This is a genomic window from Streptomyces sp. NPDC001933 (assembly GCF_042890955.1).
Taxonomy (GTDB): domain Bacteria; phylum Actinomycetota; class Actinomycetes; order Streptomycetales; family Streptomycetaceae; genus Streptomyces.
On sequence record NZ_JBIASS010000002.1, the window covers coordinates 367,698 to 389,641 of the forward strand.

The 21,944-nt window shown below is 68.4% G+C and carries 14 protein-coding genes; 2 read left to right on the top strand and 12 right to left on the bottom strand.

Annotation, left to right across the window (positions count from 1 at the left end):
- Positions 1-123 precede the first annotated feature (123 nt).
- The 3 genes from ACFYY7_RS06535 to galE form a co-directional block, all read right to left on the bottom strand.
- A complete protein-coding gene (locus ACFYY7_RS06535) occupies positions 124-1,653 on the bottom strand; it encodes a hypothetical protein (protein WP_388657846.1) in 1,530 nt (509 codons plus the stop codon).
- On the bottom strand, positions 1,650-2,711 hold the full coding sequence (locus ACFYY7_RS06540) for a hypothetical protein (protein WP_388657849.1): 1,062 nt from the start codon (positions 2,709-2,711) through the stop codon (positions 1,650-1,652). Before ACFYY7_RS06540 ends, ACFYY7_RS06535 begins: the two co-directional genes overlap by 4 nt.
- 128 nt (positions 2,712-2,839) lie before the next feature.
- The gene (gene galE / locus ACFYY7_RS06545; RefSeq protein WP_388657852.1) at positions 2,840-3,850 is read right to left on the bottom strand and encodes a UDP-glucose 4-epimerase GalE; all 1,011 of its coding nucleotides are present in this window, start codon (positions 3,848-3,850) and stop codon (positions 2,840-2,842) included.
- Between the two features lie 181 nt (positions 3,851-4,031).
- Here galE and ACFYY7_RS06550 point away from each other — a divergent pair, with 181 nt between their 5' ends.
- Positions 4,032-5,135 carry an LCP family protein gene (locus ACFYY7_RS06550; protein ID WP_388657855.1) on the top strand — a complete coding sequence of 368 codons (1,104 nt, stop codon included), beginning with the start codon at positions 4,032-4,034 and terminating at the stop codon, positions 5,133-5,135.
- A 61-nt stretch (positions 5,136-5,196) separates the two neighbouring features.
- Here the strand turns inward: ACFYY7_RS06550 and ACFYY7_RS06555 are convergent, their stop codons facing one another.
- The 9 genes from ACFYY7_RS06555 to ngcE all read right to left on the bottom strand — a co-directional run bounded on the left by ACFYY7_RS06555 (position 5,197) and on the right by ngcE (position 17,585).
- The gene (locus ACFYY7_RS06555) at positions 5,197-6,708 is read right to left on the bottom strand and encodes an amino acid permease (protein ID WP_388657858.1); all 1,512 of its coding nucleotides are present in this window, start codon (positions 6,706-6,708) and stop codon (positions 5,197-5,199) included.
- A gap of 174 nt (positions 6,709-6,882) precedes the next feature.
- Entirely contained in the window at positions 6,883-8,811 is a 1,929-nt protein-coding gene (dxs, locus tag ACFYY7_RS06560; protein WP_266729110.1) for a 1-deoxy-D-xylulose-5-phosphate synthase, read from the bottom strand.
- Between the two features lie 257 nt (positions 8,812-9,068).
- Entirely contained in the window at positions 9,069-10,433 is a 1,365-nt protein-coding gene (locus ACFYY7_RS06565) for a sugar ABC transporter permease (protein ID WP_388657861.1), read from the bottom strand.
- Positions 10,430-11,224, bottom strand: coding sequence for an ATP-binding cassette domain-containing protein (locus tag ACFYY7_RS06570; RefSeq protein ID WP_388658396.1), 795 nt, complete (start codon positions 11,222-11,224; stop codon positions 10,430-10,432). Before ACFYY7_RS06570 ends, ACFYY7_RS06565 begins: the two co-directional genes overlap by 4 nt.
- 304 nt (positions 11,225-11,528) lie before the next feature.
- Positions 11,529-12,626, bottom strand: a complete 1,098-nt coding sequence (locus tag ACFYY7_RS06575; RefSeq protein ID WP_388657864.1) for a substrate-binding domain-containing protein — start codon at positions 12,624-12,626, stop codon at positions 11,529-11,531.
- Between the two features lie 121 nt (positions 12,627-12,747).
- Positions 12,748-13,947: an ROK family protein gene (locus ACFYY7_RS06580; protein WP_388657865.1), complete on the bottom strand. Its 1,200-nt coding sequence runs from the start codon at positions 13,945-13,947 to the stop codon at positions 12,748-12,750.
- 203 nt (positions 13,948-14,150) lie between these two features.
- Positions 14,151-15,071, bottom strand: coding sequence for a carbohydrate ABC transporter permease (locus ACFYY7_RS06585; RefSeq protein WP_388657867.1), 921 nt, complete (start codon positions 15,069-15,071; stop codon positions 14,151-14,153).
- A gap of 91 nt (positions 15,072-15,162) precedes the next feature.
- Positions 15,163-16,086 carry a carbohydrate ABC transporter permease gene (locus tag ACFYY7_RS06590; protein WP_388657869.1) on the bottom strand — a complete coding sequence of 308 codons (924 nt, stop codon included), beginning with the start codon at positions 16,084-16,086 and terminating at the stop codon, positions 15,163-15,165.
- 50 nt (positions 16,087-16,136) lie between these two features.
- Entirely contained in the window at positions 16,137-17,585 is a 1,449-nt protein-coding gene (gene ngcE, locus ACFYY7_RS06595) for an N-acetylglucosamine/diacetylchitobiose ABC transporter substrate-binding protein (protein WP_388657871.1), read from the bottom strand.
- Between the two features lie 499 nt (positions 17,586-18,084).
- Between ngcE and ACFYY7_RS06600 the strand changes: the two genes are divergently transcribed.
- Complete coding sequence (locus ACFYY7_RS06600) at positions 18,085-21,930, top strand: GH92 family glycosyl hydrolase (RefSeq protein WP_388657873.1); 3,846 nt, start codon at positions 18,085-18,087, stop codon at positions 21,928-21,930.
- Positions 21,931-21,944 lie beyond the last annotated feature (14 nt).

The following is a 21,944-nucleotide window of genomic DNA, read 5'->3' on the forward strand; positions in this document are numbered from 1 at the left end:
GACACCCGGATGTTCACGAGACTCCCCCGAATCCTTCACATGAAAGATTCACAGACTTTATCAAGAACTTAACCAGTTTCGGCCAACCGGGTGGCAAAAAAGATCATCAGAGCCACCAAACCGTCACGCTGTGTGCCAGATATCGAAGTCGAATCCGTCGGACGGTGACTCTCGGTGAGAGAGTCCCAGTTGCGATCCGGCCACGAGGGTCGCCAAGGTAACAACCCCCGCACGATCCCGGACAACCGCGGGCATCACAGCGGAATCCGCAGCAAGTGCGTTCCACCACACGCCCGCGTCCGCCCGGCCCTCGGCGTACACCCCGACCGCGCAGGCGCCTCCGGGTCCGGACCGGACCAGCAGGGAGTACGACCAGCCGTCCGCCTCGACGCCCCGGACACCGGTGACCGGTCCCGCACCGTCGTCGGCGCCGCCGAGCGGCACCGGTCCCGTCGCGCCCGGCCACCAGACACAGGGCTCGTTGGTCCTCGCGTCACGGAAGAGAACCGTCCCCGGCTCGGGCCCGGCCGCCAGGGATCCGGGACGGGGCGAGAACGGCACCGACCGGTCCTCGGTCCACGCGCCGTCGGGCCCGGAGCGGTACCAGCGCAGCACGGCGGCGGAGTCCCGGGCTCGCGCGAAGAGTTCGACCCCTCCCCCGGCCGTGGTCACGGTGACGAGCTCGTCGGCGACGCGGACGCCGCTCAGATGCTGCCAGGGGGTCCAGACGCCGTCGGCCCCCTGGTGCCGGTAGCTCACGCTGTGCCCGAAGTTGCGTACGAAGACGAAGAGCCCGCCCGCAGCGTCGAACGCGGCCGTCGGGAAGCCGACCTCCCGGCTGCGGTGCTGGTGGCCGGGGTTCGGGCTGCCCAGGGAGTGCCACGGGGTGAGCGGGTGCCCGGTGCGGTACTGGGTGGCCCGCACCACCGCGACGTCCTCGCCGCCGCCCTTGAGCGGGGTCCGGCGCAGCGCGAAGAGATGCGGGAAGCCGTGCGCGTCCCGGACCACCCGGAGTCCGGGCATCAGCCGCGGGCCGGGAAGGAGCTCCGGCCCCTGCCAGGCCGCACCCCCCGGCTCGCGCTGCGTCCATCGCACGACGCCCGCCGCCGAGGGCAGGAAGGCGGAGAGTCTGCCGTCGAATCCCTCGGTCAGCCAGTGCGCCGGGTGCGGGTAGCGCGGCTGCGGAGCGGTACCGGGCTGCCCGTCCGCACCGGCGCGGTGACAGTCGACGAAGACCGGGACGCCCGATTCCAGCTGGTGTTCGCGGGCCGCGGCCAGCGCGGCGAGCGCAGAGTCGGCGTTCTCGGGCGGCTCGTCGTGCACGGGGACGTCGCGTTCCTTGTCGTACGACACGTGCACCGGATCGGGGTCCGCCAGGCGCACCCGCTGCGGGCGCAGTGCGCGCAGCTCCCGCAGCAGCGCGTCACCGCCGTCCTGCGTACCGACGGTGCGCGGGGATCCCACGACCTTGCAGCCGCGCCGTTCGGCGTCCGCGAGCGCGCGGTCCAGTGCCGCCCGCCCGTCCTTGCCGTCCTCCTCGACGCAGAGCACGCCGATCTCCGCGCCGGCTCCCTCCGCCGCGACGAGCGCCACCGCCTCGCGATGGCGTGCGGCGACGATCGTCACCCGCTGGGCCGGGCCCATGGCGCTCATACCCGGCTCCAGTCTCCGAGGGTCAGCCCCTGGCCGTCCTCCTGGCGTGCGACGGACAGTGAGCCGTCGGTGCCGAGAACCGCGACGACCGCCCTTCCGTAGCCGTCGGCCGCCAGGGCCGGATCCCCGGTACAGCTCATTCCGGTGCCGGTCCACCAGAAGCCGGACTGCTCGCCCTCGGTCGCGCAGACCCCGAGGTTGACCGTCCCGTCGGCCCCGCGGACCGCGAGCACCGTGCAGTCGAAGCCGTCCACCGTCGTCCGGACCGCGGCGATGCGGCCGTCCCCGGGGTTGCCCCCCAGCGGTACGGGCCAGCTGCCCGCCCGGACCGCGACCACGCCGCCGCCCCGCGCGTCGGTCAGGTAGTACGTCAGCCGGCCCGGGGCGGTCTCCAGCGCGGTCACCGATCCGGGCAGCGGAGGCACGGCCGCGTCGTAGCCGCGCACGAAGGCGCCGCCCGGCTCCGGCTGGCGGAGCTGGAGGGCAGCGGTACGGGTGGGGACGAGGACCTCCACCAGGCCGGACGAGGTCGCCGCGGGCGCCGGGCCGTCGGTGACGCCGGACACCTGGAGCTGGGCCCAGGCCTCCCAGCGGCCGCGCTTGTCCTCGCGGCGCAGGGCGACGCCGCCCGGTCCGGTCGGGACGCAGACGTGCAGCGCGCCGTCGCTGGTGACCGCGGCGGCCGGGACGCCCGTCTCGACCGCCTTGTCGATCTCCTTGAACGGATTGCCCAGCGAGCGCCACTGCGTCATCGGGCGGGCCGTCTGGTACTGCGTGGCGTACATGATGTCCACGTTCGTCCAGCCGTCGGCCCGGGGCCGGACCCGGCGCCCCAGCAGATGGGCGTAACGATTCTGCCCCTGCACCACGGTGAGCCGTTCGATGTCCTTCGCGGGCAGGACGTCCGCTCCCGTCCACCGCCGGCCGCCGGGGGCGGACTCGGTCCAGCGCAGCACGGCGCCCTCGACGTGGACGTACGCGGTCAGCCTGCCGTCGTGTCCGGTCAGCAGCCAGGGGCCGCCGAGGGCCCGGTCGAGCTGTGCGGAAGCCTCCGCCACCGGCTCGTTCCGCTGCTTCGCTTCACGTGGGGAGGCGCTGCGCATCGCTGTTCGTCACCCTCCCTGTGAACAGGCCCGTGCAGGTCACGGGTGCTGGATCGAGACATCATAAACAAGCCATGGCATGCTCAGGCCGAGCTGGTGGCGGTGGCGGTCCGACGCGCACCGGGATGCCTCAGGCACCAGCCCTCCCACGCGGAGACGACCATCTCGCGGGCGTCGTGCCGGGCGGACCAGCCCAGTTCGGTACGGATCCGGTCGGCCGAGGCGACCACCCTGGCCGGGTCGCCCGCCCTGCGCGGCGCCGAGACCGGGGCCGCCTCGGCCCCGTACCCCGTCACCTCACCGATCAGTTCGATCATCTCGCGCACCGAGACGCCCTCGCCGCGGCCGATGTTGACGGTCAGGTCGGTGCCCGGCTCCCGGTCGAGGAGGGCCCGCGCGGCAGCGAGGTGGGCCGAGGCGATGTCGTCGACGTGGATGAAGTCCCGTACGCAGGTGCCGTCCGCGGTGTCGTAGTCGTCGCCGAAGACCACCGGGGCCTCGCCGCGCGTCAGCTTCTCGAAGACCATGGGCACCAGGTTGTAGACGCCCGTGTCGGCGAGGGCGGGGGTGGCCGCGCCGGCCACGTTGAAGTACCGCATCGAGGCGGTGGCGATGCCGTGCGCCTTTCCGGCCGCGCGCACCATCCACTCGCCCGCCAACTTGGTCTCGCCGTAGGGGTTGATCGGGGCGCACGGGGTCGCCTCCGTGACGAGCCGCACATCGGGCATGCCGTAGACGGCCGCCGACGACGAGAAGACGAACGCCCGCACCGCGCTGTCGGCCGCGGACTCCAGCAGGGTCTGCAGTCCCTGCACGTTCTCCCGGTAGTAGAACAGCGGGCGCTCGACGGACTCCGCCACCTGCTTCTTCGCGGCGAGGTGCACCACCCCGCGCACCCGCAGCTCCGCCAGGGTGCTCCGCAGCAGGTCCGCGTCGAGCGTCGAGCCCTGGATGAACGGGACGTCGGCGGGCAGACGCGAGCGGTCGCCCGTCGAGAGGTCGTCATACACGGCGACCCGCTCACCGGCCTCGCTCATGGCACGGACGACATGCGCCCCGATGAAACCGGCCCCACCCGTGATCAACCAAGTCATGAACGAATAGTAATTCGGGCTGCTCAGATCATGATTCTGGGGCCCAAAACACCCATTCGAGCGATCCTCTGTTCTATAGTGCACGCTCAGTCATGCACGCACGGACCGGCCACACCCCCCACCCGAGTCCCACGCACTCCACAGCCCACCCCGGGCCACGAGATTTGAGGACTCGACCACGATGAGCCACGACGCCATGTCCCAGGGCACGCGCGAAGGCCGTTCGGCGTCACATGGCGGCGGCCGGAAGCGCGGGGGCCCTCGCAAGCGCCGCCGCGGCCTCAAGATCACCCTCAGCATCCTGCTCGTCCTGCTGCTCGCGGGCGGCGGCACCGCCTACTGGCTCTACAGCCGCCTCGACGGAAACATCCAGGGCGTGAACATCGACAGGGCGCTCGGTGAGGACCGCCCCGAGAAGCTGCCGACCAGCGGCCAGAACCTGCTGGTGCTGGGCTCCGACTCACGGGCCGGTGCCGAGAACAAGGAGCTGGGCGGCGGCGGTGACGTCAGCGGCGCCCGGTCCGACACCGCGATGGTGGTCCACATCCCCGAGGGCCGCTCCAAGGCGGTCGCCGTGTCCATACCCCGCGACACCCTGGTGACCCGGCCCGAGTGCACCAAGGCGGACGGCTCGACGGTGCCGTCGGCGAACCGTGTGATGTTCAACTCCGTCTACTCGCAGGTCGGTCCGGCCTGCGTGGTCAAGACCGTCGAGAAGATGTCCGAGGTCCGGATCGACCACTACCTGGAGATCAACTTCGCCGGGTTCAAGGATCTGGTGGACGCCATCGGGGGCGTCACGATCGATGTCCCGCAGGACATCCACGACAAGTCGTCCGGCCTCGACCTCACCAAGGGCACGCACAGGCTCGACGGCACCGAGTCCCTCGCCTACGTCCGTACCCGCCACGGCGTCGGGGACGGCAGCGACCTCGGCCGGATCGGGCTCCAGCAGCAGTTCCTGCTCGCCCTGCTGAGCGAGGTCAAGTCGCAGGACCTGCTGGGCAGTCCGACCAAGTCCTACAAGATCGCCAGCTCGGCCACCAAGTCGCTGACCACCGACGAGGAGCTCGCCTCGCTCAAGTCCCTCGCGGAGTTCGGCCGGTCGATGAACGGCGTGGACCCGGGCACCATGGAAACGATCATGCTTCCGGTGGCGTACGACAAGCAGGACCGCAACCGCGTGGTGGCGGCCCAGCCGCAGGCCGACGACCTCTGGAAGGCCATCCGCGAGGACGCCACGATCCCGGAGTCCGCGAAGAAGTCCCCCGCCACCGGCGGCTGACGGCGAGTACGGCCGGTGCCTGACACTCCGTCGCGCACCGGCCTTCTGCCACGGCCTCGCGCTACGGCCGGCCCACGGGCTCGTTGATCCGGCTGTGCCCACGCCCGTAGACGAAGTAGATGACCACGCCGATGGCCATCCAGACGGCGAACCGCAGCCAGGTCTCCGCGGGCAGATTGAGCATCAGCCACACCGAGGCGGCCACCGACAGGATGGGGATCAGCGGTACCCACGGCGTGCGGAAGGCCCGGTGGAGATCGGGGCGGGTGCGGCGCAGCACCAGCACGCCCAGGGCCACGACGACGAACGCGAAGAGCGTGCCGATGTTCACCAGCGTCGCCAGCTCGTTGATGCTGGTGAATCCGGCGACGATCGCGATGATCACGCCGAGCAGGACGGTCGGGCGGTACGGGGTGCCGAACTTCGGGTGGGTCTTGGAGAAGAACCTCGGGAGCAGCCCGTCCCGGCTCATCGCGAAGAAGACCCGGGTCTGTCCCAGCAGCAGGATCAGGCAGACCGTGGTGAGCCCGATCGCGGCACCGAAGCTGATGAGCCCGGCGTAGACGGGATGGCCGACGGCCTTGAAGGCGTCGGCCAGCGGGGCCTCCACCGACAGTTCGCTGTAGTGCTCCATGCCCGTGACCACCAGCGATACGGCGACGTAGAGCACGGTGCAGATGAAGAGTGAGGCGAGGATGCCACGTGGCATGTCACGTTGCGGCTGCTTGGTCTCCTCGGCGGCGGTGGCCACCACGTCGAAGCCGATGAAGGCGAAGAAGACGACGGAGGCGGCGGTGAAGATGCCCATGACGCCGAAGTTGGTGGGCGCGAAACCGAAGATCAGCTGGACCAGCGGCGCGGTCAGTCCGGAGCCCGGGGGCTGCGGCTGCGCCTCGGGGATGAACGGCGAGTAGTTGGCGGCCTTCACGAAGAACAGCCCCGCGATGATCACGATCAGGACCACCGCGACCTTGATGGCGACGACGACGGTGGTGACCCGGGCAGACAGCTTCATGCCGAGCACCAGCACCACGGTCAGGACGAGCACCAGGGCGAAGGCCAGGATGTCGAAGCCGAATCCTTTTGCCACATCGGGTCCGGAGAGCACGGTGGGCATGTGCCAGCCGAAGTTGTCCATCAGTGAGCGGACGTAGCCGGACCAGCCGACCGCCACCACCGCCGTGCCCAGCGCGAATTCCAGCACCAGGTCCCAGCCGATGATCCAGGCGACCAGTTCGCCGAGCGAGGCGTACGAGAAGGTGTAGGCGGAGCCGGCGACCGGGACGGTGGAGGCGAACTCGGCGTAGCAGAGCGCCGCCAGCGCGCAGACGACGCCGGCGACCACGAAGGCGAGTGCGGTGGCGGGTCCCGCCGTCTCCTTGGCCACCTTGCCGGTGAGGACGAAGATGCCGGTGCCGATGATGACACCCACTCCGAAGACCGTGAGGTCCAGGGCGGAGAGGGACTTGCGAAGTGCGTGCTCCGGCTCCTCGGTGTCGCGGATGGACTGCTCGACCGTCTTGGTCCGGAACAGTCCGTCACTGCTGGGTGGTGTGTCCTGCTGGGCAGTCACCGGCGTACCTCCACGCACTCGTCGTGTACGCCATGATTGGGACCGCACCGGCGGCCCAGCGCGCCGGACCGGGCGATTTCACGCTAATGGGCCGGACGGACCACCCGTACAGGGTGACCCGACCGGCCCATCGGTCGTATCGGTGTCCGCCAGGTCCTGACGAAGGATCTGGCGTCAGTCGCGGGCGGGCTCGATCACGGAGCGGCTGTCGGCAGCGCTCTCGAAGCGGCCGTCCAGCTTGGCCACGAGGCCGGTGACCTGGCGGGCGATGTCCGGCGCGGTCAGCCCGATCTCGGCCATGACCTCCTTGCGGGAGGCGTGGTCGAGGAAGCGCGGCGGGATGCCGAAGTCACGCAGCGGTACGTCGACCCCGGCGTCGCGCAGCGCCTGGGCGACGGCGGAGCCGACGCCGCCGGCCCGGCTGTTGTCCTCGACGGTGACGACGACCCGGTGCTGCTCGGCGAGCGGTGCCATGGCCTCGTCGACCGGCTTGACCCAGCGCGGGTCGACAACGGTCGTCGAAATGCCCTGGGCCTCCAGCAGATCGGCGATCTCCAGGCACATCGGGGCGAGCGCGCCGACGGAGACCAGCAGCACGTCCGGACGGGTGGTGCCGGGCTCGCGCAGCACATCCATGCCGCCGACCCTGCCGACGGCCTTGACAGCCGGGCCGACCGCGCCCTTGGAGAAGCGGACCACCGTCGGTGCGTCGTCGACCTCGACGGCCTCGCGCAGCTGGGCGCGGACCTGGTCGGCGTCGCGCGGGGCGGCGATCCGGAGCGTGGGCACGCACTGGAGGATCGACATGTCCCACATGCCGTTGTGCGAGGCGCCGTCGGTGCCGGTGACACCGGCCCGGTCCAGGACGAAGGTCACACCGCACTTGTGCAGCGCGACGTCCATCAGGACCTGGTCGAAGGCGCGGTTGAGGAAGGTGGCGTACACCGCGAAGACGGGGTGCAGTCCGCCGGTGGCGAGGCCGGCCGCGGAGACCGCGCCGTGCTGCTCGGCGATGCCGACGTCGTAGATCCGGTCCGGGAACGCCTTCTCGAACTTGGTCAGGCCGACCGGCTGGAGCATGGCCGCGGTGATCGCGACGATGTCCTCGCGCTCCTTGCCGAGCTTGACCATCTCCTCGCCGAACACGGAGGTCCAGTCGAGTCCGGAGGTGGCGACCGGGAGGCCGGTGTCGGGGTGGATCTTGCCGACCGCGTGGAAACGATCCGCCTCGTCAAGCAGAGCGGGGGTGTAGCCGCGGCCCTTCTCGGTGAGGCAGTGCACGATGACGGGTCCGCCGAAGCGCTTGGCGCGCTGGAGCGCGGACTCCAGGGCCTCGATGTCGTGGCCGTCGATCGGGCCGACGTACTTCAGACCGAGGTCCTCGAACATGCCCTGCGGGGCGATGAAGTCCTTCAGCCCCTTCTTGGCGCCGTGCAGCGTCTCGTACAGCGGCTTCCCGACGACGGGGGTCCGCTCCAGGAGGTCCTTGCCGCGGGCCAGGAACCGCTCGTAGCCGTCGGTGGTGCGCAGCGTCGCGAGGTGGTTGGCGAGGCCGCCGATGGTCGGCGCGTAGGAGCGCTCGTTGTCGTTGACGACGATGACGAGCGGGCGGTCCTTGGCGGCGGCGATGTTGTTCAGCGCCTCCCAGGCCATGCCGCCGGTGAGCGCCCCGTCACCGATGACCGCGACGACGTGGTCGTCCTTCTTGAGGACCTCGTTTGCCTTGGCGAGGCCGTCGGCCCAGCCGAGGACCGTGGAGGCGTGCGAGTTCTCGATGACGTCGTGCTCGGACTCGGCCTGCGAGGGGTAGCCGGACAGGCCGCCCTTCATCTTGAGCCTGGAGAAGTCCTGGCGGCCGGTGAGCAGCTTGTGCACGTAGCTCTGGTGGCCGGTGTCCCAGAGGACCTTGTCCTTCGGCGAATCGAAGACCCGGTGCAGGGCGATGGTCAGCTCGACCACACCCAGGTTGGGGCCGAGGTGGCCACCGGTCTTCGATACGGCGTCGACCAGGAAGGTCCGGATCTCTTCGGCGAGCTGGTCCAGCTGCTCGGGAGTGAGCCGGTCCAGGTCACGCGGTCCACCGATGCGGGTCAGCAGAGCCACCCGTGCCTCCTTGCGTATTGAGCTGGTCGAGCATGCCGATCCGATGAGTCTAATGTTCCGTCCGGCCGCGCGGGCATCGGGCATGGAGAGTGCTGTCACACCCCGCGTACCCGCACCCCGCAGTGCCCGGCTCCCTGTCCGGGCGCCGGGCACTGAACGGTGCGGATGTGATATTTCAGGGCTGTCCGTAGGGCCTTTACGAGCGCCGCAAGGCCTGCTAAGTGCGGCCCACGGTCTTCTTGCGCGCGACCTGCGGTTTACGCGCGACCTGCGGTCTTCTGCGTGCGGCGGGAGACCGAGTCGATGACCACGGCGGCCAGCAGCACCGCGCCGGTGATCATGTACTGGATGGCGTTGGCCATCCCGATCATGTTCAGGCCCTGCTGGATCGACTGAATCACGATCATGCCGAGCAGCGCGGACCAGACCTTGCCCCGGCCGCCGAAGAGACTGGTGCCGCCGATGACGGCGGCCGCGATGACCAGCATCAGTGTGTTGCCGCCGCCGACGCTCTTGGTGGCGCCGCCGGAGAGGCTGGCGATGAAGAGGCCGCCGAAGGCGCCCAGCATTCCGGAGAGCGCGAAGACGGTGATCCGGATCCGGTCGACGTTGATACCGGCGCGGCGTGCGGCCTCCGGGTTGCCGCCCACCGCGAAGACCTGGCGGCCGAAGGTGGTCCGGCGGGCCACGAAGTCCGCTATGACCAGCACGGCGAGGAAGAGCACCAGGGCCAGCGGCAGGCCGCGGGCACCGGAGGGCTCGTTCAGCACGTACGCGACGGCGAAGCACAGGACGGCGACGACGCCGGTACGGAGCACGATCTCGGCGGTCGGACGGGCGGGCAGGGCCGCGGCCCGGCGGCGCCGGCTGTCCACCAGGAGCGAGGCGGCGTACGCGAGGACGGCGACCAGGGCGAGGCCGTATCCGGCGGCCTTGTCCTCGAAGAAGTAGTTGGTGAGGTTCTCGACGATGCTGCCGGACGGTGTGTTGATCGAGCCCTCACCGCCCATCATCCACTCCTGCAGACCGCTCCAGCCGAGGAATCCGGCCAGGGTGACGACGAAGGCAGGCACCCCGATCTTGGCGAAGAAGAAGCCGTGCAGCGCGCCGAGCACCATGCCGGACAGCACCGCGACGAGCACCGCCGTCCAGTCGTCCCAGCCGTGGTTGACGTTGAGCACGGCCCAGACGGCCGCGCCGACACCGGCGACCGAACCGACGGACAGGTCGATCTCGCCGAGCAGCAGCACGAAGACGATGCCGACCGCCATGATGCCGAGGCCGGAGCTGTAGACGGCGATGTTGGCGAGGGAGCTGGCGGAGAGGAAGTTGCTGTTCTGGAACTGGAAGACGATCGCGATGACGATCAGGCCCACGAGGACCGGCAGCGAGCCGAGTTCGCCGCCGCGCACCTTGCGGGTGAACTCGGTCCAGTAGCCCGCGAGTCCCTCCGCGCGGACGAGCAGGCGCGGGTCCACCGCGGGGATGGGAGCCGCCGACGGCTCGGCCGTCGCGGCGGGCTTTCCGGCCGCGGGCTTCTCGGTGGAAACCTCGGGGGTCCCGGGGGACTTCGGGGACTCGGGGGTCTTGGGGGACTCGGGGGTCTTGGCGAGGTCGCTCACTTGGCGTCCTCCTTCGTGGCTGTGCGGGCCTGGCGGCGCGTGACGGCGTTGTCCGTGGCACCGGTGATCGCGGAGATGATCTCCTCGTGGGACGTGGTCGCCACGTCGAAGACTCCGTTGTTGCGGCCCAGCCGCAGCACCGCCACCTTGTCGGCGACGGCGCGCACGTCGGCCATGTTGTGGCTGATGAGGATGACGCCGTGGCCGCGCTCGCGCAGCCGCTCCACGAGGTCGAGGACCTGGGCCGTCTGCTCCACGCCGAGGGCGGCGGTCGGCTCGTCGAGGATGACGACCTTGGGGTCACCGATCAGGGCGCGGGCGATGGCCACGACCTGGCGCTGACCGCCGGAGAGCGAGGCGACCGGGATACGGACGCTGGGGATCCGGATGGACAGGGTGTCCAGCAGCTCCTTGGCGCGCTTCTCCATCGCGATCTCGTCGAGCACGGAGGCCTTGCGCATTTCGCTGCCGAGGAAGAGGTTGGCGACCACATCGAGGTTGTCGCAGAGGGCCAGGTCCTGGTAGACGGTGGCGACTCCGAGGTCCTGGGCGTCATTGGGCCGGTTGATCCGGACCGGCACGCCCTCCCACTCGATGGAGCCTTCGTCGATCGGGTGGACACCCGAAATGGTCTTGACGAGCGTCGACTTGCCGGCGCCGTTGTCGCCGACCAGGGCGACCACTTCGCCGGAACGAATCTCCAGGTCCACATCGGTGAGCGCCTGGACGGCGCCGAACCGCTTGGAGATTCCGCGCAACGCCAGCACGGGCGTAGCGGACACGTGAATCATCTCCTTCGCCGCCTGACCGGCGGGGATGGTGCTGCTGAGCACAGGGGGCGGTGTTGGTCACCGGGCCGCCGGGAGAGCCGAACACCTTCGGGGCCGGCCTCGGAACGTCGTCGCCGGGGGACGACCACGCGCCGAGACCGCGCCCGGCAAGGGGTTCCGTGCCTGCCGGGGCCCAGGCCGTGCCCCGGAGGGCGGCCGTGTGCGGTGACCGGGACCGGTGAGAAGTCCGGCGCCCGCCCCTTGCTGCGGGGCATTTGACGGGGCGGGTGCCGGACCGGATCGGGTGACGCCTGCCGACGGCGGATTACTTGACGCCGGCTGCGTCGCAGGCCGCCTTGTACTGGGCGGTGCAGATCTCCTCGACCTTGTAGACCTTGTCCGCGACGATCGTGGAGGCGATGTTCTCCTTGGTCACGACCGAGGCGTCGTACAGCTTCGACGGGGTGCCCTTGAACTCGCCCGAGAGGCTGTCGACCTTGACCGGGGCCAGGTCGTCGAACTTCTCGCCCTTCAGCAGCCGGACGGCGATCTCGGCGGTGGTCTCGGCCTCCGGCTTGATCTGCTTGTAGATCGAGAAGGACTGCTCGCCCGCCAGGATCCTCTGGATGCCCGCGAGTTCGGAGTCCTGGCCGCCGACCGGGACCTTCACGCCCTGCTTCTTCAGGGCCGTGATGATGCCGCCGGCCATGCCGTCGTTGGCGGAGTAGACGCCCTGGAAGCCGTCCTTGCCCAGGGAGTCGATGGCCGCGCCCATCTTCTTGTTGGCCTCGTCCGGCGACCAGTCCGGGATGTCCTGCTCGTAAACGACCTTCTTGACCTGCTTGTCGAGGACGCTGTGCGCGCCCTTCTTGAAGAAGGGGGCGTTGGGGTCGAGCGGCGAGCCGTTGATCATGACAACGTTGCTGTCCTTGGCCTTGGCGCCCAGCGCCTTGACCAGCGCCTCGCCCTGGAGCTGGCCGATCTTCTCGTTGTCGTACGACACGTAGGCGGAGATCGGGCCCTCGGCGAGACGGTCGTACGCTACGACCTTGACGTCCTTCTTCGCGGCCTGCTGGACCCAGGACTTGGCGGCCTTGTAGTCGACGGTGTCCAGGATGATGACCTTCACGCCCTGGGTGATGAGCGCGTCGAACTGCTTCTTCTGGGTCTCGCTGTCGCCCGCGGCGTTGTTGTACTTGACCTCGCAGTCGGAGCACAGCGCCTTGATCTTCGCCTCCATGATGGGGCGGTCGAACGTCTCGTATCGCGTGGTCTTGTTCTCCGGCAGGAGCAGGCCGATGGTCTTGCTGTCGCCGCCGCTGCCGGAGTCCTTGTCGTCGCCGGCCTTGCCACAGGCCGCGAGGGAGACGGCCATGGAGAGTGCGGCCGTTCCAATGACGATGCGTCGCGTCGTTGCGTTCATACGGGTTGCCTCCCTGACGAGGCCGCAACGGTGCGGCCGAGGTGGCTGGCAGTCAACTCGGCCGCACCGTCAGCGTCAAGGAGTAAATCCTTAACGAGATGACAACGGTGCCATTCCTTATCTAAGTGAAGGCGGGAGTGGCCTTCGGCAGGGTGCTCTCCAAAAGGGTCGAATCCCCCATCTCGCTGAGCACCAGGGCCAGTGCGCCCAGGACTTCGGCCCGGCCGCCCAGCGCCCCGGGCAGCACCGAGAGCTGCCGGGCGGCGCTCGGAATGGCGTAGCGCGAGACCGAGTCACGGATCGGTGCGAGCACCAGCTCGCCCGCCTCGGCGAGCGATCCGCCGAGGACCACCCGGCTGGGGTTGAGCAGGTTGCAGAGGTTGGCCACCCCGCTGCCGATGTGCCGCCCGACGTCCCCGATCACCCGGCGGCAGCCCGGATCGCCCTCGCGGGCCAGCTGGACCACCCGCTCCATGGTGAGATCGGGCCCATGGCTGGGCTGGAGCAGCGGCAGCACGTACCGGGCGGCCGTGAAGGTCTCCAGGCAGCCCCGGTTGCCGCAGCGGCAGACCGGGCCCGACTCGTCGAGCGTGATGTGCCCGATCTCGCCGGCCGTGCCGCCCGGACCCCGGTAGATGCGCCCGTCGATCACCAGGCCGGCGCCGACCCCGCTGGCGACCTTGATGTAGGCGAGGTCCCTGACTCCCCGGCCGCTCCCCCACACCAGCTCGCCGAGCGCGCCGAGGTTGGCGTCGTTGTCGACGTACACCGGCACTCCGAGCCGGCCCTCCAGTTCCCTGCTGGGGTTGATGCCCGTCCAGCCCGGCAGGATCGACGTGGAGCCCAGCGTGCCGGACTCCACGTCGATCGGGCCGGGTACACCGAGGCCCACCCCGATCACCTTGTCCGGACCGATTCCGGTCGTCTCGATCAGCCGCCTGACCAGCTGCTCCGCCCGCCCGAACCCCTCCGCGGACGAGGCGTCGACGTCCAGCGGCTCGGCCTCCTCGGCGAGCACCTGGTGGGCGAGGTTGCCGACCGCCACCCGCAGATGCGTATGGCCGAAGTCGACCCCGATCACGATGCCCGCGTCCCCGCTGAGCGAGACGCTGCGGGCCCGGCGGCCGCCCGCCGAGGTGGGGGTGACCTCGACCGTGCCGCCGTCCTTCAGTTCACGAACGATGTTGGAGACGGTGGCCGCTGACAGGCCGGTGCTCCGTGCGATCTCCGCCTGGGTGAGCGAACCGGCCATGCGTACCGCACGCACGACCCGCTCAAGGTTGGCGCGATGCAGAGATGTCTGCGACCCCGGAGTCTCCATCGACTCTCTCACTCCTACCGTTTTCTCTAACATGTGAACTCTAAGCTGAGCGTTTTGCGGCACCCCCCGTCAAGACCTTGAGCAACCGAAGCCCCGGATGAGCACCCCGGCCGCACCCGAGCAGCCTCGGAGCACGCAGGAACCGCCCGTCGGCGTGTGGCCGACGGGCGGTTCGTGTGTACGGGGGAAGCGGTGCCGGGCCGCTACTTCACCGCGCCCGCGGTGAGGCCGGCAACGACCTGGCGCTGGAAGATGATGTAGGCCGCGAGGACCGGCAGCATCGCCATCACCAGACCGGCGAAGAGCCCGGACCAGTCGCCCTTGTACCCCTGGCTGTTGGCCAGTTCGACCAGGCCCTGGGAGAGCACCCGGTGGTCCGGCTCCGTGTTGAGGACCTGCGGCAGCATGTACTGGTTCCACTGACCGAGGAAGTTGAAGATACCGACGCTGATCAGGCCGGGCTTCGCCATCGGCAGCATCACCTGGAAGAACGTCCGGGTGTGCGAGGCACCGTCGAGCATCGCGGCTTCCGCCACCGAGCTCGGCAGGGTCCGGAAGAACGAGGTGAGGAAGAAGACGGTGAACGGCAGCGAGTACGCGATGTAGACCATGATCAGTCCGTGGCGCGTGTTCAGCAGGGCCATGTTGTTCATGACGAAGAACAGCGGGACCAGCGCCAGGATAATCGGGAAGCTCATCCCGCCGATGAACATGTAGTAGATGAAGCGGTTGCCGGGGAAGTCGAACCGCGCCAGTACGTACGCCGCCATCGAGCCGAGCAGCAGGGTGCCGACGAGCGAGCAGCCCACCACCACGACCGTGTTGAAGAAGTAGTCGCTCATGTGCGCCTGGCTCCAGGCGCGCGACCAGTTCTCGAAGTGCAGCTTGTCGGGCAGCGCCCACGGCGTCGACAGGATCGAGTCGTCCGTCTTGAACGACGCCATCACCGCCCAGAGCAGCGGCATGACGACCAGGATCGCCCAGATGATCAGCACACCGTGCGAGAAGACATTGAGGACCTGGCCCTCGCTGCTCTTCTCCTTGGCGGCGGATGCGGGCGCCTTGGCCACCGGGGCGGGATCGGCGGCCGGGGCGGCGGCGGGCGGGGTGTCAGTCGTCTTCACGTGTACTCACCTCGTACTGTCGAGCCGGACACGGAGGCCGACCTGTGGTGCCTGCTGGGGGTCCGGGGACCGTCTCCCGGGAGTCGCAGCATCAGAACTCCAGCCGATCGCGCCGGCCCAGTCGCATCACGATGGCGGCGAAGGCCATGGTGACGATGAGCAGTCCGACACCGATCGTCGTCGCGTAGCCGGCCTGCCCGTCGCGGAAGGCCGTCTGGTACACGTACAGCGGCAGGACGGTGGTCGAGTAGTCGGGGCCACCGGGGCCCACGGTCATGACCTGCACGGCGGTGAACGCCTCGACGCCGAGGGCCAGGATCCCCATGTAGACCCAGCCCGACTGCACCGTGTCCCAGAGCAGCGGAAGTGTGATCTTGAAGAACGTGGTGAAGCGGTTGGCGCCGTCGAGCAGCGCCGCCTCGTAGAAGTCCTTCGGGATGGACGCCATTCCGGCCGAGAACAGGACGACGAAGAATCCGACCGTCGACCAGACCAGTACCGACATGACGCAGACCAGCGCGAGACTGGGGTCGCCCAGCCAGTCCGGCTGGATGGAACCCAGACCGATTCCATCCAGTGTCGAATTCAGCATCCCGTCACGGGGGTTGAAAGCGAACTGGAAGAGCAGGGCCACGATGACGATCGAGAGCACCTGCGGGAAGAAATAGGCGATCTTGTAGAAACTTGAGCCACGCACGCCGGAGACCGCGGCGTTCTTGCGCCGCCGGCCCCCGACATTGAGCATGAAGGCGAAGAAGAGCGCCAGGCCCAGCGTCACCAGCGGCAGCAGCAGCACGAGCAACACGCTGTGCTGCAACGACTTCCAGAAGATGTCGTCCTTCAGCATCCTCGTGTAGTTGTCGAACCCGACCATCTTGAAGTCCGGGCTCAGGCCGGTCCAGTCCGTGAACGAGTAGTAGATGGACTGGATGAACGGCCAGATGACGAAGACCGCGTACAACGCGAGTGGGAGTACCAAGAATCCCACGATGAAACGGTACTTGCCGTGCTGCATCGTTTACCGACCCCGATCTTTCTGCGGGTGCCGCCGCTGGTGACGGTTGCTCACTGGTGCTTGTAGTGCTTGATGGACTGGTCCTTGGCCGCCGCGTCGGCGAAGGCCTGGATCTTCTTGATGGCTTCCGCCGGGGTCGCGCGGCCGGCCATCATCTCGCCGATACCGGCGACACCGATCTGCTCCTTCTGGAGCTTCACGTACCAGTCCTGCATGCGCGGGTTCACCACGTTGTCGCCGGCCTTCTTCAGCGCGTCGACACCGGACTGCATGGCGGTCGACAGGGTCAGACCGTCGGTGCCACCGTTGAACGCGCTGAGCGACTTGACCTGCTTGGTGAAGTTCTTCGAGGACTCCTCGGAGAGCATGATGCGCAGCTGCTCCATGCCGCCCTGGGGGTTCTTCGCGTTGGCCGGGACGACGAAGGGCTCGCCGCCGGAGGCCCAGATGGTGCCGAACGGCATCTTGTCGGACGAGTCCAGGCTGGACGGCGCCGCGACCATCATCTTGAAGTCCTTGGGCGTGGTCGGCGCGGCCTCGTTCTCCACCCACGAACCGTTCGGGAGGAAGAGCGCCTTGCCCTTGGTCCACTCGGTCTGCGACTGGATGTGCGTCAGGCCGGGGGTGCCCTTGAGGATGTACCCCTTCTTGTACAGCTCGTAGTACGCCTCGAAGGCCGCCTTGACCGCGGGGTCCTTCCAGGCGTTCGGCTCCAGGTTGTCGATCTTGTCGAGAACCTCCCGGCCACCGATCTTGCCGATGAACGGGTAGAGCGAGAACGGCAGGTAGTACGGGTACTTACCGGCGTACGTCCAGCCCGCGATGCCCTGCTTCTTCGCCTTCGCGCAGAGGGCGAGCATGGCGTCCCAGTCCTCCGGGTACTCCGCGTCGAGCTTCTCCAGCGCGGTCTGCGAGTACCAGACGCCGTACACGGTGTACGCGTAGTACATGATCCAGACCGGGTCGCCGTCGAACTGACCCATCTCCAGGACACCGGGACGCAGCGTGTCGCGGACCTTCTTGCTCGGGTCGTCGATGGACGGGGCGTCCATCAGCGGCGTCAGGTCGAGCAGCTGCTTCTTGCCGACCAGGACACCCATGTCCATCTGCTCGGCACCGGAGTTGTCGATCAGGTCCGGCGGGGTGCCGCCGTTGAAGCGGGGCTGCAGCTGCGACTGGATCTTCTGGGTCGCGACGTGCTTGACCTTCGGGGCCTTCGGGAACGCGGCGTTGTACTTCTTCTCCGCGTCGATCGCGTACTGCTGGCCGAAGCCGCCGTCGAAGATGACCACCTCGAGCGGGGCAGTCTCGTTGACACCGAGCGGGTTGGCCTTGGTGACCTTGCCCTTCTCGACCTTCTTGTCGCTACTGCTGTCGCCACTGGCGCACGCCGACAGGAAGCCCATCGTCGGAACGCTGATCAGGCCGAGTGCGGCCGATCGCTTGATCACATCGCGACGGCCAAGGCCCTCATTCTTGTGGGCGGAGGTGGATCCCATGCTCAAGTCCTCGCCTTCTCCAGGACTCAGGCGGTGTGTACCGGTCGCCCGTAGATATTCGCCTCAGGCGAAGGGCCCCGCCACCGCGGTCAGTTGCGCTTGGGTATTGCTGATTTCAGGCTAGCCAGGTGCAGTGGGGGGTCGGGAGGATCCGGCATCGGACGCACCCGTCGTGCTGTCCTCGGCCCTTCCCCCGTGTCCCCCTTGTCCGCGTCGCCGGAAAAGCTGTGCAGACGCCGACAGGTATAGTCCACTTCCCGTCAACTGAGCAAGATCGAATGCGAGTTTGAGCAGCAGTCTTTCCCGAGTTGAGACCTCGCGGATACATGGCCCCCGCATGCTCCTGGCCCGGGTGTAACGATTTTCGCAATACGGTCGATTCGGCTTGCGCTTCCCGTCCAACACCCTTGACACATCCCGCCACTTGGCTCCCTACTGGACCTTGCGCATCTCTCTGACAACGTTGTCCGGATGCACTCCTCGGGAGGAATGGCTCGGCATGCAGCCCCGACATGGTTCTCGCACGAGACAAGCCCGTACGGCCGCGCTGATCGCGGCTTCACTCGTTCTGGTCGTGACCGCCCCCTCCGCGGCCGCCGCACAGTCGGCCGCCGCACACGAAGAAAGCCGGTCGCCTTCGGGGGACCGGACATTCAACTCGTCGTTCGAAGCGGATGAAAAGCAGCCGGACTGGCGCAACACCGTAGAAGAGGGTCCGGACGGAGAGAAGCGGTCATCGGGTGTCGACGGCGGATTCTCCGCAGGAATACCGGGCAATATCACCGACAAGGTGACAGACGTCCGCGCAAGTGGTGAGAACAGCGGCGGCGGGGAGGTCAAGGAAAACCTGATCGACGTGGAGTCCGGCACCAAGTGGCTGACCTTCGAGCCCACCGGCTGGGTCGAATTCGATCTGGATGAACCGGCCAAGGTCGTGACATACGCACTGACTTCGGCCAATGACCACGACGAGCGCGACCCGAAGGACTGGGCCCTCCAGGGCTCCGCCGACGGCAGGGACTGGCAGGACCTCGACTCCCGGACCGGCCAGACGTTCACCGAGCGGTTCCAGACGAAGTCGTACGATTTCACATCTGACACCGCATACCAGCACTTCCGCCTTCAGATCACGAAGAACAACGGCGCCGACGACGCCACCCAGCTCGCCGACGTCCAGTTCTCCGACGGCGACACCTCCACCCCGGCCCCGGAGGAGATGCGCAGCCACGTCGACCGCGGCCCCTCCGGCTCCCCCACCGCCAAGGCGGGCGCGGGCTTCACCGGAAAACGGGCCCTGCGGTACGCCGGTACGCACAAGGCGGACGGCCGGGCGTACTCGTACAACAAGGTCTTCGACGTGAACACGGCTGTCACCCGTGACACCTCACTGTCGTACCTGGTCTATCCCCAGATGGGCGAGACCGACCTCGACTACCCGGCGACGCATGTCTCGGTGGACCTGGCGTTCACGGACGGCACGTATCTGAGCGAGCTGCGGGCCACGGACAACAACGGCGGCCTGCTGACCCCGCAGGGCCAGGCCGATGCCAAGCGGCTGTACGTCAACCAGTGGAACAAGGTCGAGTCGGCGATCGGCACGGTCGCGGCGGGCAGGACCGTGGACCGGATCCTGGTGGCGTACGACTCCCCCAAGGGCACGGCGAAGTTCCAGGGCTGGATCGACGACATCGAGATCGCCCCGAAGGCGCCCGAGAAGCGCCGCGCGCACCTGTCCGACTACGCGTCGACGGTCCGCGGCACCAACTCCAGCGGTGCCTTCTCCCGCGGCAACAACTTCCCCGCCACCGCGGTCCCGAACGGCTTCAACTTCTGGACCCCGGTCACCAACGCCGGCTCGACGAGCTGGCTGTACGACTACGCGCGGGGCAACAACGACGACAACCTGCCCACCCTCCAGGCGTTCAGCGCCAGTCATGAGCCGAGCCCCTGGATGGGCGACCGGCAGACCTTCCAGCTGATGCCCTCGGCGGTCGCCGGCACTCCGGACGCCTCGCGCAAGGCGCGTGCGCTGCCGTTCCACCACGAGAACGAGACGGCGAAGCCGCACTACTACGGTGTGACATTCGACAACGGCCTCAAGGCCGAGATGACACCGTCCGACCACGCGGCCCGGATGCGGTTCACCTACCCCGGTGACGACGCGAGCATCGTCTTCGACAACGTCTCCAACGACGGCGGCCTCACCCTCGACCCGGCCACCAGCTCCTTCACCGGCTTCTCCGACGTGAAGAGCGGCGGCTCGACCGGCGCCACCCGTCTCTTCGTGTACGGCGTCTTCGACGCGCCGGTCACCGCGAGCGGCAAGCTGTCCGGCGGCGGTGGAGACGACGTCACGGGTTACCTCCGCTTCGACGCCGGCGAGGACCGCACTGTCGGCCTGCGCCTGGCGACCTCCCTCATCGGCATCGACCAGGCGAAGCGGAACCTGGCCGCCGAGATCCCTGCCTCCCGCTCCTTCGGCCGGGTCGAGGACCGGGCACAACGTGCCTGGGACGACATCCTGGGCAAGGTCGAGGTCGAGGGTGCCACGGCCGATCAGCTGACCACCCTCTACTCCAGTCTGTACCGGCTGTACCTGTACCCGAACTCGGGCTTCGAGAAGGTCGACGGCAAGGACAAGTACGCCAGTCCGTTCTCCCCGCAGGTCGGCTCCGACACCCCGACGCACACCGGGGCGAAGATCGTCGACGGCAAGGTCTACGTCAACAACGGCTTCTGGGACACCTACCGCACGACGTGGCCCGCCTACTCCCTCCTCACCCCTGACAAGGCCGGCGAGATGGTGGACGGCTTCGTCCAGCAGTACAAGGACGGCGGCTGGATCTCCCGCTGGTCCTCCCCCGGCTACTCCGACCTGATGACCGGCACCTCCTCGGACGTCGCGTTCGCGGACGCCTACGTCAAGGGCGTGAAGTTCGACGCGGAGGCGGCGTACGAGGCGGCGCTGAAGAACGCCACGGTGGTCCCGCCGTCCTCGGGCGTCGGCCGCAAGGGCATGGTGACGTCCCCGTTCACCGGCTACGCGAACACCGACACGCACGAGGGCCTGTCCTGGTCCCTGGAGGGCTACCTCAACGACTACGGCATCGCGCGGATGGGCCAGGCCCTCTACAAGAAGACGAAGAAGGCGCGCTACAAGGAGGAGTCCGAGTACTTCCTGGGCCGCGCCCGGAACTACGTCCAGCTCTTCGACGACAAGGCCGGCTTCTTCCAGGGCAGGGACGCCAAGGGCGACTGGCGGCTCCCGTCGGACAAGTACGACCCCCGGGTCTGGGGCTACGACTACACGGAGACCAACGGCTGGGGCTACGCCTTCACGGCCCCGCAGGACAGCCGGGGCCTGGCGAACCTGTACGGCGGCCGGGACGGCCTGGCCAAGAAGCTCGACACGTACTTCTCCACTCCCGAGACGGCGGGCCCCGAGTTCGTCGGCTCGTACGGCGGTGTCATCCACGAGATGACCGAGGCGCGTGACGTACGGATGGGTCAGTACGGTCACAGCAACCAGGTCGCGCACCACGTCACCTACATGTACGACGCGGCCTCGCAGCCCTGGAAGACGCAGGAGAAGGTCCGCGAGGTCCTGGGCCGGCTCTACACGGGCAGCGACATCGGGCAGGGCTACCACGGCGACGAGGACAACGGCGAGCAGTCGGCCTGGTACCTCTTCTCCTCGCTCGGCTTCTACCCGCTGGTCATGGGCAGTGGCGAGTACGCGATCGGCTCCCCGCTCTTCAAGAAGACGACCGTCAACCTGGAGAACGGCCACGACCTGGTCGTCAGGGCGCCGAAGAACAGCGCGAAGAACATCTATGTGCAGGGCCTGCGGGTCAACGGCAAGAAGTGGACCTCCACTTCGCTCCCGCACGACCTGCTGGCCGAGGGCGGTGTGCTGGACTTCGACATGGGCCCGAGGCCGTCGTCGTGGGGCACCGGAAAGAACGCGGCACCGACGTCCATCACCACGGACGACAAGGTGGCGACGGTACAGGCGGACGTGGTGAAGGGCGACGGCGCCCTGTTCGACAACACCTCGGCCACCTCCGCGAAGGTCGCCACGGTGGACCTGCCGGTCCCCTCGGCCACGGACGCGGTCCGCTACACACTGACATCGGACAAGGCGGCCGGGGCCCCGAGCGGCTGGGTCCTCCAGGGCTCCTCTGACGGCACGACGTGGAAGGACCTGGACAGGCGCTCGGCCGAGTCCTTCGCCTGGGACCGGCAGACGAGGGTGTTCTCGGTGACCGATCCGGGCTCGTACGCGCACTACCGCCTGGTGTTCGCCGGTGAAGGCACCCTCGCTGAACTGGAGTTGCTCGCCTGACCCTGCCGCTCCTC

Excerpts from the sequence above, each read along its gene's own strand:
- ACFYY7_RS06535 (WP_388657846.1), bottom strand. The coding sequence starts at position 1,653 with ATGAGCGCCATGGGCCCGGCCCAGCGGGTGACGATCGTCGCCGCACGC.
- galE (WP_388657852.1), bottom strand. The coding sequence starts at position 3,850 with ATGACTTGGTTGATCACGGGTGGGGCCGGTTTCATCGGGGCGCATGTC.
- ACFYY7_RS06550 (WP_388657855.1), top strand. The coding sequence starts at position 4,032 with ATGAGCCACGACGCCATGTCCCAGGGCACGCGCGAAGGCCGTTCGGCG.
- ACFYY7_RS06570 (WP_388658396.1), bottom strand. The coding sequence starts at position 11,224 with ATGATTCACGTGTCCGCTACGCCCGTGCTGGCGTTGCGCGGAATCTCC.
- ACFYY7_RS06575 (WP_388657864.1), bottom strand. The coding sequence starts at position 12,626 with ATGAACGCAACGACGCGACGCATCGTCATTGGAACGGCCGCACTCTCC.
- ACFYY7_RS06580 (WP_388657865.1), bottom strand. The coding sequence starts at position 13,947 with ATGGAGACTCCGGGGTCGCAGACATCTCTGCATCGCGCCAACCTTGAG.
- ACFYY7_RS06590 (WP_388657869.1), bottom strand. The coding sequence starts at position 16,086 with ATGCAGCACGGCAAGTACCGTTTCATCGTGGGATTCTTGGTACTCCCA.
- ngcE (WP_388657871.1), bottom strand. The coding sequence starts at position 17,585 with ATGGGATCCACCTCCGCCCACAAGAATGAGGGCCTTGGCCGTCGCGAT.
- ACFYY7_RS06600 (WP_388657873.1), top strand. The coding sequence starts at position 18,085 with ATGCAGCCCCGACATGGTTCTCGCACGAGACAAGCCCGTACGGCCGCG.